Source organism: Candidatus Tisiphia endosymbiont of Parasteatoda lunata, assembly GCF_964030955.1.
GTDB lineage: Bacteria > Pseudomonadota > Alphaproteobacteria > Rickettsiales > Rickettsiaceae > Tisiphia.
This window is the reverse complement of the sequence record NZ_OZ035003.1, coordinates 2,162,548-2,180,122: the sequence shown is the minus strand read 5'-3', so window position 1 is coordinate 2,180,122 and position 17,575 is coordinate 2,162,548. Positions and strand designations below refer to the sequence as shown.

General features: G+C 33.6%; 9 protein-coding genes and 1 pseudogene. All 10 read right to left on the bottom strand.

Annotated features, from left to right (window positions below; translation table 11 throughout):
- Window positions 1–4 precede the first annotated feature (4 nt).
- Window positions 5–2,698, bottom strand: a complete 2,694-nt coding sequence (locus AAHN00_RS13495) for a type IV secretion system protein (protein ID WP_342271576.1) — start codon at window positions 2,696–2,698, stop codon at window positions 5–7.
- Between the two features lie 47 nt (window positions 2,699–2,745).
- Window positions 2,746–5,685: a type IV secretion system protein gene (locus AAHN00_RS13490; protein WP_342271575.1), complete on the bottom strand. Its 2,940-nt coding sequence runs from the start codon at window positions 5,683–5,685 to the stop codon at window positions 2,746–2,748.
- Between the two features lie 15 nt (window positions 5,686–5,700).
- Window positions 5,701–7,896, bottom strand: coding sequence for a type IV secretion system protein (locus AAHN00_RS13485; protein ID WP_342271574.1), 2,196 nt, complete (start codon window positions 7,894–7,896; stop codon window positions 5,701–5,703).
- 183 nt (window positions 7,897–8,079) lie between these two features.
- Complete coding sequence (locus AAHN00_RS13480; RefSeq protein ID WP_342271573.1) at window positions 8,080–8,514, bottom strand: hypothetical protein; 435 nt, start codon at window positions 8,512–8,514, stop codon at window positions 8,080–8,082.
- Window positions 8,515–8,746: 232 nt separating this feature from the next.
- Window positions 8,747–11,254: pseudogene (locus tag AAHN00_RS13475) on the bottom strand (type IV secretion system protein); the annotation flags it as partial.
- Window positions 11,255–11,261: 7 nt separating this feature from the next.
- The gene (locus tag AAHN00_RS13470) at window positions 11,262–13,679 is read right to left on the bottom strand and encodes a VirB4 family type IV secretion/conjugal transfer ATPase (RefSeq protein WP_342271572.1); all 2,418 of its coding nucleotides are present in this window, start codon (window positions 13,677–13,679) and stop codon (window positions 11,262–11,264) included.
- A 21-nt stretch (window positions 13,680–13,700) separates the two neighbouring features.
- Entirely contained in the window at window positions 13,701–13,988 is a 288-nt protein-coding gene (locus AAHN00_RS13465; RefSeq protein ID WP_341755416.1) for a VirB3 family type IV secretion system protein, read from the bottom strand.
- A 98-nt stretch (window positions 13,989–14,086) separates the two neighbouring features.
- Window positions 14,087–15,001: an acetylglutamate kinase gene (locus AAHN00_RS13460; RefSeq protein WP_342271571.1), complete on the bottom strand. Its 915-nt coding sequence runs from the start codon at window positions 14,999–15,001 to the stop codon at window positions 14,087–14,089.
- Window positions 14,955–15,563 carry a ribosome biogenesis GTP-binding protein YihA/YsxC gene (gene yihA / locus AAHN00_RS13455; RefSeq protein WP_342271570.1) on the bottom strand — a complete coding sequence of 203 codons (609 nt, stop codon included), beginning with the start codon at window positions 15,561–15,563 and terminating at the stop codon, window positions 14,955–14,957. Before yihA ends, AAHN00_RS13460 begins: the two co-directional genes overlap by 47 nt.
- A complete protein-coding gene (gene yidC / locus AAHN00_RS13450; protein WP_342271569.1) occupies window positions 15,553–17,241 on the bottom strand; it encodes a membrane protein insertase YidC in 1,689 nt (562 codons plus the stop codon). The genes yihA and yidC overlap by 11 nt, the downstream gene beginning before the upstream one ends.
- Window positions 17,242–17,575 lie beyond the last annotated feature (334 nt).

The window sequence follows — 17,575 nt, the reverse complement described above, 5'->3', positions numbered from 1 at the left end:
GTAATTATTCCTTTTTATTAGATCCACCATCTGCTTCACCACCAGTGTCTAAATCATTTCTTGAGGCAAATATTTTGCCAGTATATTCTTTCTTGCCGTCAAGATCACTTTTCCTAGCTTTATAATTTTGATCTATCACCTTATCTTTAAATATTCTAGCTGGAGCAAAAGCTAGATCCTTGACTGGTTTTGCTACAGTTTCCATATCATGCATAATAGATTTTGTAGGATTATTAGGTTTTTGGAAATCACCCTCTTGTCTTGCAGGTGTTACGTTGGTTAATTGAGCAACTACTATAGTCACATAATCGACAAGTCCATAACACATTAGGCAATAAGCATAGAATAACAAGCTACTGGTAAATATTACCAAGAATGTCCCGGTAGAATTTAATAAATCCTGTGCATTATTAATTTCCGTAACATCCGGTGCAAAGAAAGGTATCCCAGGTAAAAATGGTAATTTAAACGAAAAATTAATCGGCATGTTCATATGCGTTAAATCTAATCCTATCTCTATTGGGATGAACGTACTATCCCAACATGCTCTTACCACAATTTTTAAAAGTTGTTCAGACATCACCTGATCTATTAATAGAAAAAATATTAATAATATGGTTGGTTGCATCATGTAACTAAATAAAGTAGATAACCAGTTATCAAAAATGCTTTTTGTCTTCTCAAATAGTACCAAAATTATGAATAATGGTGCTAAAGATATCATAACCGCAAGACTAATATATGCTATAATGTAACCTATAATAACTTCCAAAATAGCTCTAAAATAAAGCGTCAGAGAATAAATAGTTATGATAGCAACAAAAGTAAGACCATTATGGATTTGGAGTAATTGTATAAATAAAAGCCCCCAAAATCTGCCATTGGTATATTTATCAAATATTGGATCAATAAAACCAAAAATGTTAACTGTAGAGCTAGTAAGCCCTACTACATTGGTCATTAGATAGTCAGTACCCTTAATAAAGGCATTAAATAAGTAATTATTGAAAAAATTCCAACTATCATCTCCTATTAGTATTACTATCAAAGTTATTTTTATAATTCTTGTTAATAAGTCTTTGGCAGTTATTTGAATAGCCCCCGCTAAAAAGGTTAAAGCATATATTATTACGTAAAGAATCAATGCAGCTTTTATGATTCGGTGTAATGTTACATTTTTAGTTAGTTTAGTATAAAAATTTATAGTAAATTTATGAAACTCATCGGTAATAGGTTTAACTGCCCCGTTATATACAATATCTGAAAACCAAGTACTCCCCGTATAATTAGCATAATTTACCTTAATTAACCCCATTACCTCTTTATTAGGATTCTTTACTCTAACCCATAAATAGCCATCTTTGTCAGCATCAGTTGCAAAATCTTGGTTGATTTGTGTACCCACTAGCGATGCAAGTGGTGTCCCACCATCTTTCATTATTACATATTCAACTTCTATGTCTTTTTGTTGTGCATCACTAATACTCTTATCACCATTACCTATTTCCACCATCATAATGTAGCGTCCAAAATGTAAAAAACTACTACTTAAGTCTACAGCTGGGCTACTAATATAAGAACTAAGTGCATTAATATCTGAAAAAGCTCCAATCCAATCACTCATTAAAGGTTTATCTAGGGAGGTAAACATGCCTTGGATTGACCAATCAGTTAAAAAATCTAAATCTCCAGCAATATCAGATTTATAATATAAGAAACTCTTTTTTAGAAATTTAGAATATACAAAACTTTCCGCTTCTCTCTTTATAATTTGGTTATTTACTAGTATCCTCATCCCTCTCCCTTGATCATAGAAGCACACTGGAGAGTTATCTTTATCATTAGCAAAATCAGGACAAATTGTAATAATTTGTTGTATAGAACCTTGGGTTAACGGTTTACCAACTAATACTAACTTATCTAAAGCCTTATATTTGGTACTTGCTCCAGTACCCTGACACACTTTATCCCTTGAGGGGTCAATAGAATAACACAATTTTTCTGCAGTTGAATATAGTATTTTATTATCAAGGTTGCTATTTGTATAAAGTGACGGAATTCCTAACATATTATTGTCAAGCTCTGACTTTAAAAAATCTTCGTCAGTAGCTACACTAAAAAAATCTCCTGCTCCTGCTCCTGCAAGAGTTATATTTATTACATCACCTTTTTCTACCAGAATTTTCTGACGATTTTCAACAAAATTAAAATAGTCTACATAATTCTGCATTTTGCTAAATGCTAGACTTATATAATCTTTAGTTGGATCAGTTGCCTTAAATTTAGGAAAATTAGTAGCTTCATACTTTTTAGTTAAATGATTAAAAGTTTTAATAAATATTTGTGGTCTATTGAACCTTGGATCTATACGGTACATCACTCGGTATTTTCTTGGACTACTTACAGCTCCACTAGTACTCCAGTCAAACTTAATGGCTTTATCTTTTTTGACATAGTTACCAGTAGAATTCCATTCATTTGGTTTTGTAAGGTCTAAAGAAATGCTACCTTCTTGAAAACTATTGAATTTTGGTACTTCTAGACATGCTGAAAATAGAGCTGCAAGTCCACTTAAACTCGAACTCATCCAATCAAATTTAGCATCTTTCTCACTATCATCAGCTTTGACAGGATTACAGGCTAATAGAACTACTAAGGCAATAAACAGTTGCCCTTTAAGTAGAAAATCTATCAACAACATTAGATACCTGAAATTTCTCATCCTATTCACTTCATTTTCAGTTATTACTTTGGATTCACATTAGAATCACTTTCATTACCACTACCACTCTCAACACCACTTCTTGGATTCTGATCCTTATTATTACCATCACTATCCTTGGTATCACCTTTTGACCTAGCTTTATTTCCTTTATCAATTGCTTTATTCCTATCTTTTAATCTACCGGCAGCTTCTTTCTTAATTGTATCTCTAGATGCCTGATCTAAACCAACCTTTTTTAAAGCTCCTTGTTCCATTGCCGATGACATTGCATGCCCCATAGATGTTGCAGAAGGTCCAGCGGTACTAGTCAACTTTGCCACCATTTTTCCAGAAAATTCAACATAACCATACATTCCATAAGCAATCATAATTAATGCAATATAATGTTGCATATTCAAACCCATCATGCCAGAACGAGAATCCATTCCCCAAGGTACAAACCAATTGATACAAAAAATCTCTAAATTAGAGAAAATCGCAGGAAGACCTGGGATAGCAGGAAATGGAACTTTTATAGGTAAAGCACATTTCCAACACACACTATAACCAGTTGCAAAATCCAAATAAATTGTAAATAACTGAGTAAGTATAATAATTCCTGCCATTAAAATTACTGGCTCTATCATATATCTAAAAGTAAACCTCACCCAATTATCAAATAAATATCTAGTGAAATCAAATAGCATAAACGTAAGAAACAATGGAGCTACACCAATTAATATAGCGATTGCCATAAATGCCATAATATAAACTGCCACGGCTCGAAGAGCGGTGATGATTACTATCATTGTAGCAATAAATACTATAACAAAATAAATTAATCCACTAAGACCCATAGAGATTAAAGAAAGCACTTGACCAGCAAAAGTTTTACTGAACAATATTTTACTCATTAATGCATCTAGGAACATGAAAGGATTTGTTATCTTATTCGTCGATGAAAACATGCTATAGCCACTCATATTGGAGATAATTCCATCTGAAAAATTAGTTACAAAATCAAATATATAATTATTGAAAAATTCAAAAGTACTTTCATTCATTAACCCACTAACTATAGCGATTTTTACTATCCTAATTACCAAATCCTGTTGGTTGATTTTGACCATACCTAATAAAAACATTGCTCCGTATGACATAACGTAAAGAATTAATACGGCTTTTATATAGTTAAAAAAGTTAGTACAAGTAGTAACTCCCCCACCATAGCAAGTCATATTCTTAAAAATCGTCACAGCTGCATTCTTAATTTTGCCTTTTAATAACTCAAATAAAGGGGTTAAAATATTTAAAGTAAAACTACCAACTTTTTCTGAGGTACGAATTTCTACTTTATATCTACCATAACTTTCTTTATAATCCTCTTGTTGATTGTAAATTCTCATCCATAGATATCCATTGGCATTCGCAGTAATTTTTGCATTACCATCTGCATCATCCACTTTAATATTACTAGTGCTATAAATTGTACCAGTTTTGTTAGGATTTTCACTATATGGCATTATTAAATACTGCACTCTACCGCGATTATACGTAACATCATTAAAACTATTGCCATTACTTCTTCGACATTTAGTCTGCTTAATGTTTAACACATAACCACCAGTATTCTTGCTATAGTCAGGATATTTTGACCATAAACGATATTGTAAATAGCTTTTTGCTGTACCAGCTATAATATCGTTATAAATGATTTGATATTTAATATTAGCAGCTCTACTATTATTTATTGGATCATAATCTTTGTTTCCAGCAATTATTTTAGCAAATTTATAGCCTGTCCCTAAAGATTTTGCATTAGTTGGAGTCTCACTGTTATCCATTCTATATAACAGACCTGTTGGACCATCGGCAGAATACCAAAAATATCTTTTATTTTGGTATTCTCCTTCTATGTAAGCTTTATCTTTAATGCTATGATCAACATCAGGACATCTACGAGATGAAGCACTAGAATTGTTAGAACATTCAGGGTAGAAATTAGTAAATAGCTTATTAGTATCGTCACTCCAAGGAGACGTAAAAAAACCATCCTCCTTATAAGGCTCTGGTGCTACCCCCATCACATTAGCCCAAAAAGGTCCCTGATCACATATTGTTTTCCAGTAACTAAACCAATGAGCTGGATCAGAATTACAACGCCAGTCACCTACATGCCTATTCTGTACTATATCCCAACATATATCATGTGGATTAATATTAACACAATCATTCGGATTGTTACAATTTGCCGGCCACTTACAACCACTAACATACTGTCCGGAATATATCGAGTATCTACCACATAATGGACTATATGTGCTTTTGCCTTCTGAACAATCTGCTGTCTCTATAAAATTTTTAAATTTACCATCTTGCTTAACAAGCTTAAAGATATTTTTTACACTAGCCATATTATTTGGCAAATCCGGCAATTTCTTTTGATCCGGCAAAATTGATATGACAACCTTATCGTTAGCAAACAATTCAGCTATATTTCGCCATTCATCAGTTTTAGCATCAAAAATTAAGGATAGCGGTTCTACATTAGTTTCTTCAACCCTAGGAATGGCAACTTTGTTACCATTGTCATCCAAATCTGAAAGCTGTTGAATATTATTCTTTGGTACATAAGCCCTGCAAAGGCTTATATTACCGTCTATTTTAAACTTAATCTCCTGTTCATTTGTAACAGCTAGGTTAGTATTTAACCATTCTCCGTAACGGTTAGGATCATACTCAGTTTCAAGCGACCCATTTGGTTTTGTTTTGGTAATAACAGTATAGTTTGCTGTTGCGTTAAGCATGATTGTATTAGTAATAAGATCAGTACTACCTCCTTTTGCGTCTTCATCATATCTAAGGAGACAACCGTTGGTAATTTTTACTGACCCTATCATCCCAAGTAATACCATAACAACGCTAACCACTAAAGCCGCTATGCCTAATACCATTATGAGTTTTGATAAATTTCCTTTCATACAATAATATCCAAGTTAACCACCGCCACCACCACTCATACCACCACCTCCTCTAGAACCCATACCACCGTCGCTACCGCCACCACTAGAACCTGCCATACCTTCAGCTTTGCCACCACTATCACCACCACCTGAATCTTTTGCTTCTTCTCCTCCTTTTCTTGGTTTTTCTAAAGGATTTTTCTGCGGTGGTTTTCCACCCGAGCTTTGTGCAGCATCGGCAATAAATTCTGCCCCCTTCTTAACCATATCAACTATCTTAGTAGGACTAGCTGTTACAGAATCCATGATAGGACCACCAGTAAGCTCGGCAGCAAATTGACTAATTGATTTTGAAAAATAATAAAAAATAATTGAAAAAATTAATACATAAAGTAAGTCTACTAACAGTGATACGACATCTACAACAATTGATTTAACTGGGAAAACACTTAAAAGATGCTTCTCCCAACCTTCCCCCGAATAATATCGTAATAATTTATATCCAGCACTATTTTTACAATCCTCAGTATTAGCATTTGGTAATCTAAGCTCAAAAGTACTAAACTGAACATCACTGCTATACGTATAGTCATGCCTCATAAACTCACAATTCTTGTATATTGCCGAATCATACATAGTAAGTAACAAGGCAATAAAACCAGCCACCACTGCGGGTTGCACTGCACAAGATATACAAATTTTTAGCCATGCATCAAAATATGCTTTGGTTCTAGTAAATAAAACCATAGGAATAAATATAGGAGAAATATAGGTCATGACATATATGGTAACTAGACATACTAAGTAGTGTGTTATAAAATATAAAATTATTGAAACAAATATTACAGAAAATATTATTCCAGATGCTACTATTATTATTTGTCCAGATAATAATAGACCAAACATTACAGTAAGAAATCTGAATCCTCCCACTTTCCTCAATGCATCCGGAGCTTCATTTCCAGGTTTTTTAAAGTTTACAGGATTATTTTTATTTTTGTTCGGCACACTTCTACTAGGAATGTCGTTTAAAACGGATTCTGTGTTATAATATAGTCCCATACCCAAATAATAACCTATCCTGCAATCAACAGCATCCCAAAGTGCATAAAACTTATACCCATCTTTATACTTACTAGTATCGTACTCACATAATCCTCGAGAGCCACCAGCATTAAAAACTATTTGAGCAAATTGTGGAGTAAGCTCTGTGAGTAATGGTAACCCATACTGAAGCATACCATTTTCGGTAGTTTCCTTTCCACCCTTAAAATACGCTGGTCCAATACCTGTAGCAAAATAAGTGACAACTATTAGCTTCATAACAAAAGATGCTATTTTATCTAAATTACCATATTCTTTGCTTAAAATCATATTAACAGCAAAAAACATAACATATAATATTAACGCCGCCCTAATAGATATTTTCAAAGATTCTTGGAAGGTTGAGAAAGGATTAAGGGCAGTCAAACTAATCTGATCATTTTTTGGATCACAGCTACTATAACGGAAAAAAACTTTATCTAGAGTTTCCTTTACACAATCTACAGCTAAGCCAGAAAAATTAAGTAATGACTGACTCCTTGTAGTACCCATATAACAAGTTTTACCTATATTCCGGCATTGTTCGTTTGGTGGTGCTATCGGAGCTGGTGTGGTAGTATTTTTACAAGCTAGTGGAAGTTGTCCTTTTGAGGTAGCCATAACTAGGCACAATCTTTTATCGACAATTTTTACTGTTAAAATAATATCTTTTAATAAAGTATTTCCACCTAAATCGGGATTATTATCAGTGCTTAACTCACTAAGACGCTTAGAATCATTTAAATTAAGAGTAATAACTTTACACTCTATAGGACTACCATCTTTATTTTTTAAACAGAATTTAAATTGTGGGTCAGTTGCATCACACCCATTAGGAGTACCGGTCATATCAATACTATATAGAAGATGCCCGTAAGCTGTGTTTTGTCTTAAATAATCATCTACTGCAAATGAAACTGATGGACACGGATCTCCAAAACCAGCAAAAACTTTGCTTGAGAAAAGTACCAAACAACATTGTATAAAAACTTTTATGACTTTACCAAATGTACAAGTTTTAAGTAGGTATAACAGCCCTGAGGTATCATTTCTGTTTCCCTTAATGTCATCCCTGCGAAGGCAGGAATCTAAAAAAGTAAAATAACTAAAGCTGTTATTAGATACCTGCTTACGCAGGGACGACATCACCCCTAACAAGTATGATATCACCCTTGACATCGTCATTCCCGTGTAGGCAAGAATCCAATAAATAGCCTGAAAGGCTGTTAAATAGTATAGATTCCTGCCCACATAACATCGAGGACTATTATACCTACTTACACTTGTACAGTTGGTGACTTTATGAATTTTCATCAGAGCCATCTTTTTTTACATTAGTTCTAGCAGTTGTAGTTTTCTTAGCTGGTCTAGTTTTAAGATAGCTTTCCTTCCTAACTTTTTCCTCACGATTTCTTGTTTAATGTCACCAGGCTTTCCAGCTTGCACCGTAGAATCCTCAAGTCCTCCCAAAGTTTTAGAGAGTAATTCATGGGTCTTTTGCTCTTTTGGTAATTCCTTAGCAGGACTTGATTTCTCTACTGTCCTTCCTAATTCTTGTGTATTTGTTGTAACTATCTGTGGTGATCTATTAACAAAATCCTCTGTTTCTACTATTTTATTGTCCCACTTTGGGAGAAAAACCCCGCACTTGCAGTGCGTCGTTTCAACATAAATTTTAAATATCTTATCAAGAAAAGATAAGATAAGATATTTTTTTAACAAAATCTTACACTTCACAGATATATTCTTTTTGTGTTGTGACACTTTTTAAATGAACCATACACAAATAGTTTCTAACTTTTAAGTTAGTACATACATGAGGCATTCATGCCGTAATATTAAGCTCTGCACTTGCAGTGCAGAGTGGTTAACTAGTTGGAGGTAGAATAGGTTCGTCAATAGTCTGCAAATTAGCCCTTGATTCCCTTGAAGAACCTCCTGCATTTGAAGAACTCGATTCAGATACACTAGCTGCAGTAGATTCTGCTATATGACGGGTTGGAGAGATAGGAAGTCCACCACCACCTAGAGACTTACCACCACCTCCTCCTGTTGTTGATACAGTATCTCTAGATGAACCGCTGGTGTCTAAGCTATCTTCTGCTGATTCACCACCAGTAGCTTTAGTATCTTCAGCTGATCCACCTCCACCACCCATATCCTTAGTAGCACCTCCAGCACCTCTAGCTACTTTATCAGCCGCCTGCATTTTACCAGCAGCTCCAAGAGCAGCCATACCAGCTTTGTATATTGCTTGTGGATGTATGGCAACACCACTAAGAGGTACACCTTCAGTCATATCAGCCGCAAAATCTGCTAATTGGCTACTAAAGTGATACATTAAATACAAAGTAAAGCAGGCAGTAATTAAAGCTAGAGCAATATCCTTAATTTTCTCAAAAACTAATTTGGGTGATACAAAGAACATACCGGGTCCCATAATAATGCCCTGCAAAAATTGGTATTTAGATAAATGATCGCTTGTACTACCACTACCTGGTTTTTCTTTCACTATTTCATTTAGGTTATCTTTGGCAAAATCAAAAACTATTGCTAGTGGATTATTAAGCATATAACCTAGGCTATTTTTACAGCTTTTGGCATCATCTATACCATTACTTTCATCTTTCGCATATTCATTCCAATTATTATTAACAAAAAATATTTTTACATGCCTTTTTCCATCTCCCCCACTTTCTATACTATTTTGTATAGTTTTACTTGTATATTTACAGTGACCATAAAAACCGAAATCATAAACTGAAAACATCATAATCAGAAAGGTTACCACTACCATAGGTTGTAGCAAAAATGATATTAATAACTTTACCCATGATTCAAAGTAACCACGAGTATATTCAAATAAAAACATTGGCACAAAAAGAGGAGCTAAAACACCTAATATTACTATAGATATCATGCACATCACTGTAGCATTCACCATAAAAGCTCCAACAGAAATCACTAATAAAGGATAAGACAGTGCCAAGGATACTAGAGTCATGTTACCTGAAATAATAGCAGGAATCAGTAAATATACATAAGGTGGGGCTGAGAAACTAAAAAAGTCAAAACTCTTGAAATCATGATTTTTATATTGATTTTCTACCAGTAAGGTTGATAGGATATCTAATCCTAAATAATGGCTTACATGACAGTCTAATGAATCCCATAATGCCATATAAGAAAGATTTTTATCGTAATCTTTAGCATCAAATTTACACAGCTCTGATGGAGAAGCATTCATAACCCAACCAGCAAGTGTATCTATTCCTCCTAATAATAAAGGAAAAGCCCATTGTACCATACCATCTAGTCGATTATAGTCAGAATTACTACCAGGAGTAATGTTTATACCTACAGAAAAATAGGTTACGAACAACATCTTTAATACAAAATTAATTATTTCATTTTTAGGAGGAACATCACCAGAAAGTATAATTTTAAAACCAAAGAAAATTACATATATAGTCAATAAAGCAGTAACAGTGCGGTGCATATTACGTTGAAATTGAAATAATATGCTACTTTCTCTTTTGCTTGAATTAATTACTTTATTAATATCATCAAATATACAAACATCTTTACTAACCAGTAATCTTGCTGTCATTTCTTTAATACATTCTATTAATGGTGAAGAGATAACGATGGCTGCCTTAGAATTATTATAAGCTCTTTGGTAACAACTAGAAGATGATAAACCACAATCAACTATTGCCATTGGGTCAGTAGCGGTATTAGGACCTTTCTTAGTTCCACCATCAAGACTCATAAAAGTCGCATAGATCGATTCAGGGTAAGGTTCTCTAATATACTTACAGCCAACTGGTACCCAATCTGCTAATATAGTAGGAGCAGCCACACACATGGTATCTTTTATTTTTACTACTTTAAAAATAACTGGTATAGGTACGTCCAACATTACATCGGTGTCACCATCTTTTTGATCCTTATAAATAGTATGAAATGATGCTTTATTGCTCTTCCATGCTTCCATAATCTCTTCCCACGGATCAGAACCGGTTAATACGGCTTTAGCAATAACAAGAGCAGAAATGGCTATTGCCTGTACTCTAACAGCTGCTAGCTTAACATTATTACAAAATGCAAAGGTTAATTTAGGGTCATTTGGATCAATTTTATTATTTCTTGCACATTGTCCTCCAGGGTAATCTCCATCAAATAATTCATGGTCATTTATTTTAAGACGTAGCATGGTATTTGCATATAATCCTGGCGAAATTATATTAGCAACAGCAAAGGTAAAAAATGATGCTGGTATACAAGTGTGAGAAAATTCCGTACGTAATAAATCACCGATACCTTGAGTTTCACAGGTCAAACCTGAGAGAATATCAATTATAGTATCTAAAGTATCTTTTTGTTTTGGTTCTTCTGCATAACTATTATGGATAATAGTAAAATTTAGTAGACTGCATAGCACTACTATTTTAGCAAATATTTTTGTCCCACTAAGTAAATTTTTTATAAAATTATAATGCATAAATTAACTAAAGTGATTTTACTTCCTCATAAAATACCGGTAACCATTTCTCAGGATCATTACCATATTTCTCTCTAATCCGATCTAACAATAACACTGTTTCAACCCGACCAGAAAGAACATTGATAATATCAGTCATACCATCTAAACTTATTTTTGCAACAACTGCATCTACCCCTTGTTTTATTAAGAAATAACGCGATGTTGGATCTGTAGTTTTTATCAAAATATATTCACGTTGACTAAGCATAAAAGCACTACGATAAATATCAGTTGCCTTAAGGTTTGGTAAGAATATTTGTGTTGCAGTTTGTTGGATCAAGGTATCACTAATCCTGCTTTTAGCTGCATCTTCAACACTTTGGGTAGCAAAAATTACAAAAGTATTTAACTTACGCAAAACCTTTAGCCAGTCCTTAATTTTGGGAGCAAATACTGGATTATCAATCAAAGCCCACGCCTCATCAAGAACTATCATAGTTCTTTGACCATCTAAAGAAATACTAATCCTATGGAAAATATATAGTAGCACAGGAGCAAGACTAACTGGATCTTTTAACAGTTCGGTCATATCAAAGCCAAATACTCGAGCTTGCTGCAAATTAATATTATCTGCCTCATTATCAAATATTCTAGCATGAGAGCCTTTACCAACCCACATAGCAATCCTGCCTGCTAAGCTATTAGGACCATCTATGCCTAAAAATGCTACAACATTTTTTAATCTTCTATCTTTTTTCTCTAACTTAAAATTACCACTTACTGCTTGTGATAAAATCTTATTATCTTCTGATGAGAACGACTCTCCATTAGAAGTCACCAATACTTTAAGCCATTCTAATATAAATGTTCTATTCTCCCCAGTATCATCAAGTTGCAAAGGATTAAAGTTACATTCTCCTCCTGGATCAATTGTGGTATAAATCCCATTAAGTGATCTAATAAATATTTCAGCACCGTGGTCTTTATCAAAGAAAAACATTCTAGGTTTAAATTTTTGTGCTTGTGCACATAAAAAATTCATTAATACTGTTTTACCAGCACCAGTTGGACCAATGATCAAGGTATGCCCAACATCTCTAACATGAAAACTGAAATAAAAAGGTGTTCCCGAGGTAGTATCGAGTACAGTTACATATTCTCCCCAGTGATTATTAAAAACCTTACCTAATGGATAATTGTGCATAGATGCAAAACTAGCCATGTTTAAAGTATTTATAGTCGAACCCCTTACTATATAATCCATATTTCCAGGAAGTTGCCCCCAATAACTTGGTTCCATATTAATTCTTTCTCTAACAGGTTGAATTCCAGAATTGGAGAGTTCAACAGAAGCCATAGATAGGGTATCCTCAAGGGATTTTAAATTACTATCAGAGCATAGAAGCGAAAAATGATGCTCTCCAAAACCAATATCACCACTGGTAGCCATATCAAGTGCTCGAGAGATTTCAGCAATTTGTGATACAGCTTTATCCCCTGCTTGAATCATTCTATTTTGTTGTAGTTGCATTTTGCTAATCGCCACTGTCCTATTAGCAAAAACAAAACTTTGGGTCATTACAAACTCAAAAGGCATTTGTAAAAATCCGTCAAAAATTCCAGCTGACGTAGATGGTCCATACTCTAAAATACTTAATATACCGGCGTATCTTCTACCCTTTGGACCACGTGCTTCTATAGATCTAGAACCAAAAAACAATCTATGAGTGGGGAGATATTGGTCTATTGAATTTCTTGGAACGGTCATTTGCATTGAAGATCCACAATTCACCAAAGTACCCAAGAATTCCATAATATCACAACAATAACCACTATTTGACTTGCGTACGCCAAGTAACCTCGCCGAATAACTATGGAATGTATTAACTACTCTTGAGGACATTTCTCGCAAACTATCCTGCATATCTCGCATGTCATTTTCCCAAGCTGATTTATCAGACTTTTGCATCAGCTTTTTAATGAAATATTCGATTATAGCAACCCCAGCTTTATCTGGTCTATAAAGAATACTAACATATAATTCATTAAAAAACGACCTAGAACCTGCATGTTTCTTACGCCATTCATTTGATAAATAAGTTGTGAAATCATTAGGTACTTTTATGGTAGGGTCAGAGGTATATTCAAGCCCATCAAAAATCACTGGTTTGCGTCTCCTGATCGTGTGGAAATACATCACAATATTGCCTGATGACATATTTTTAAGTAACGAATTCCTGATATTTTTTTTAATATCTAAATCTTCATCATCGGCTGTTTCAAAGGAGAAACCACCTACTTTTACTACTTGTAATAATTCATTATTTTTAGTTAAAATAGTATTACTATCCCAATGGCATTTATAAGGAATAAAATGAGAAGTAGGTTTTTCTTTCCTAGATCTCGACTCTTTGGCTGTTTTTGTTACAGATAATTTTGTCATTTTATACTTTGCTCATAAAACCTAGATACCGTATGAATTCGCTCCATAGAATGATTTATTAGGACACTGACTACATTTAGAAGATTTATTTAAAAGCAATTCTATAAATCTTGGTTCTTTAAAACATATTACATACCCTATCATATGAATCACAAAAGCAACAAGCAAATTCATAACACTATTACTTTGAATAAATAATGACATAGATATAATCATATTAAGTGCTGCAAATTTTATACTCACACCAAATATCATTGCAGGTCTTGTTAAACCGACAAATAACGGGTCTGATACTAAAGTGCCTGACATAAATTACCTCTCTTTTGCTTTTTTACCAAAAATTAAATCTATAACTCACTACGCGAATTCGGGATAAGAATTAACTAATTCTTATCCCAAATTGGGGTTCACTCATATTCTTTATTTATAAACATACTTAACAATATCGAATCAGGGAAAGCCGAGTTGAGGAAATGTACATAATTGCTACTGTTTTGAATAGCACTTAAAGCTGCTTCAAGCAAGCTAACTTTTTCAGGATCAACAGTATTATTCAACATCTCTTTCAATACATTAATATCCCTTACTCGTATGTACTTCTCTCCGGCAAACTCTATCCCATCACATAATAATACTAAATGATCTGCATCTAATGAGGAAGCAATTATCGAGGTCGTCAGATTTACATCCAGTAGATGAGTATTGCCTTTTTCATCACTAGCTACTGGTGTTATAACAGGAATAATGTTGCTATCTTCAAAATTTATTAAAATCTCAGGGTTTATTATAACTGGTTCACTGACAAACCCAATATCTATTATAGCTTGATTACTGTCTCTCCTATGTGATAATTTTGATTTTTTAGCTTGAATAAGATTAGCATCTTTGCAGGAAATACCAATAGCATAACAACCTAAACTACAGAGCTTTGAAACTATACGCTTATTAATATAGCCAGACAGAACCATTTCCATAATCTGCGAGCTTTTATAATCGGCTACCTTAATATTATTGATAAATTTTTCATCACAGCCAAACAATTTTAGCGTATCATTTACCAAATTAGTATGATCATGAACTATAAAGATTTTAATGCCACAACTGTCAAGTAACTGTATTACCTCTGCAAAATTCGTTAACAATTTGTCATCATCAATAATTAATGACGGTAGCTTAAATACCATGACTTGGTCTCTAACTTCACTACTACGTCTTATTATGTCTTTAATTAGGCTAGTATCTTTGACACGGGCAAAACCTTTCCCCTCCTTTTCTTTATAATTTAATGCATTTTGCCAAATTAAACTGCAATTCTTTTGCACCTTCTTTACTCCTGCTACTTGTATAAATTACATTACAGGAGTAGCCTAAAGTTGCAAGAAAATTCTGTGTTAACGTCGTTAGGTTTTCTCTATGTGTTACCTTATCCGACTTTGTAAAAACAATTTGAAAATTTTTATTACAAGAAAGTAATAATTTAGCAATCTCTATGTCATTTTGCTTTATTCCTCTTCTAGCATCAATCAATAAATTTACCAATTTGAGGTTTAAACTCGTTCTGAGATAACAGGTTATTAAGGTTTCCCACTGCTGCCTTATGTATATTGGTACTTCTGCAAAGCCATATCCAGGAAGATCAACTAAAATAAGTTTATCGGCAAGGGAGAAAAAATTTATTTGCCTAGTACGACCAGGGGTATTAGACACCCTAGCAAGACTTGAATTATTACATATACTATTAATCAAACTTGACTTGCCAACATTTGATTTGCCGACAAATGCAATTTCTGGCAAAAATATGCTAGGAAACTGATTTATTTTTGCCACACCAGCGATGAATTTTACTTCTTGACGGAAAAGTTTTGTAACCTTATCAACCGACATTATTGTCTAACTTATTGATGTAATATTGTTGAATTATCGATAAAATGTTATTCCAAGACCAGTAAATCAGCAATCCTGCTGGAAAACTACTAAACATTACTAAGAAAACCAGCGGCATAAATTTCATTACTTGAGCTTGAACTGGATCAGCTGGCTCTGGACTCATCCTTTGCTGTAGAAACATAGTCAGAGCCATAAAAATGGGCCATACACCAATCATCAGGAAGCTTGGACACGTAAATGGCAGTAATCCAAACAAGTTGAAAATTGTTGTGGGATCTGGAGCAGATAAATCTTTTATCCAACCAAAAAATGGTGATTGACGCATCTCAATAGTTACATTTAACACTTTATAAATTGAGAAAAATACTGGGATTTGTACAATAAGGGGGAGACAACCAGCTATGGGATTAACTTTTTCTCTTTTGTACAATGCCATAACTTCTTGGTTAAGCCTCATTTTATCATCAGCATATAAAGCCCTAATTCTCTCGACTTCAGGCTGAAGATTTGTTGTCTTTTTCATCGAACGATATGATTTATTAGCTAGAGTAAACATTAGCAGTTTTATGATAACAGTTACAATCAAGATACTAATACCGAAGTTACCAACATAGTGATAGAAAAAGTTCATAGCATTAAAAACTGGCTTAGTAATTATATAAAACCAACCAAAGTCAATTGCCCTGTCAAATAGCATAATATTATATTGCTTTTCGTATTTATCTAATAAATCAACTTTCTTTGCTCCGGCAAATAATCTTTGTGATATAGTAAATTTGTTTCCTACTTCTATAGTTTGAGTTGGTGAAATGAAGTCAACCTGATATTTTTCAATACCGTTTTTTATTACACAATTGAAATTAGAACTATACTTACTAATTTTATCCGGAATTAAGGAAGCTAGCCAATATTTATCTGTTATACCAATCCAATCAACAACACCTTGCGGAAATTTTTCAGTCTTTTTATCTTTTAAGTCATCAAAGGAATGTTCTTTAAGCCTACCATCAATAGCACCAATTGGTCCTTGATGCAGGATATTAGCCACTTTCTCTTTGCCAGTATATTTACGGTTAATTAGTCCATAATACTGAACTGATATTGGCTGCTTACTATCATTTACCGTAGTTTGATCTATGGTGAACAAGTAATTACTATCCATGCTGATAGTAACCAAGAATTTAACCCCATCTTTGTTAGTCCATGATAAATTTACAGCTTTTTCAGGAGTTAACTCATCATTATCAGCCTGCCAAAGAGTTTCGCTATCAGGAAGGATAGTACTGTTATCTTTATTAAACCAACCTATTTCAGCAAAATAAGCTTCTTCTGACTGAGAATGAGCAAATAACACCACAGGTTTACTATCTGGTGATAAATCCTGCTTATATTTCAACAAGATTAAATCATCAAATCGAAGACCTTTTAAAGAAATTGATCCGGAAAGTAATTCTGAGTTTATCTGAATTATCTTGGTAGCAACAAAGGATTCAGCTTCTTTAGAGGCTTCTACTTGAACATTCTTTTTCTTTAACTCTTGAACTTGCTTATTATATATTTTATTTTGCTGTTCTAATTTTTGTAATCTTGGTTTATCGTAAAAATATTGCCATCCAAAAATAATACCAAGGGACAAGACAATGGCAGCTGCCAAGTTAACTATGTTATGATTCATCACGGTCTAAAAATAATTTAAGTTTACTAGAATATATACTACTCGTAAATGAAGAGTTGATAGACGAAGATCAAAATCATGATAGTAGCAGGAGTCGAAGGGTCGAGGAGTGGAGCGTACATTTAGTACGTGCCTACCTACGAACCCTGAAGACGACAACGCAATTCTTGATTTTCATCGAGTATATCAGAATATTTGATTCCACTAAGTATTTTATACCTAATTAATTTAGGTACATACAATAAAAATAGCTCCCTCATCTTAGGATATTCATTAGACTTCCCTATGAGTTCTATAAGATTTAAGCAAAATAATCAAGAAATTTGATTGATAC

Excerpts from the sequence above, each read along its gene's own strand:
- AAHN00_RS13490 (WP_342271575.1), bottom strand. The coding sequence starts at position 5,685 with ATGAAAGGAAATTTATCAAAACTCATAATGGTATTAGGCATAGCGGCT.
- AAHN00_RS13485 (WP_342271574.1), bottom strand. The coding sequence starts at position 7,896 with ATGTCGTCCCTGCGTAAGCAGGTATCTAATAACAGCTTTAGTTATTTT.
- AAHN00_RS13470 (WP_342271572.1), bottom strand. The coding sequence starts at position 13,679 with ATGACAAAATTATCTGTAACAAAAACAGCCAAAGAGTCGAGATCTAGG.
- AAHN00_RS13465 (WP_341755416.1), bottom strand. The coding sequence starts at position 13,988 with ATGTCAGGCACTTTAGTATCAGACCCGTTATTTGTCGGTTTAACAAGA.
- yihA (WP_342271570.1), bottom strand. The coding sequence starts at position 15,563 with ATGTCGGTTGATAAGGTTACAAAACTTTTCCGTCAAGAAGTAAAATTC.
- yidC (WP_342271569.1), bottom strand. The coding sequence starts at position 17,241 with ATGAATCATAACATAGTTAACTTGGCAGCTGCCATTGTCTTGTCCCTT.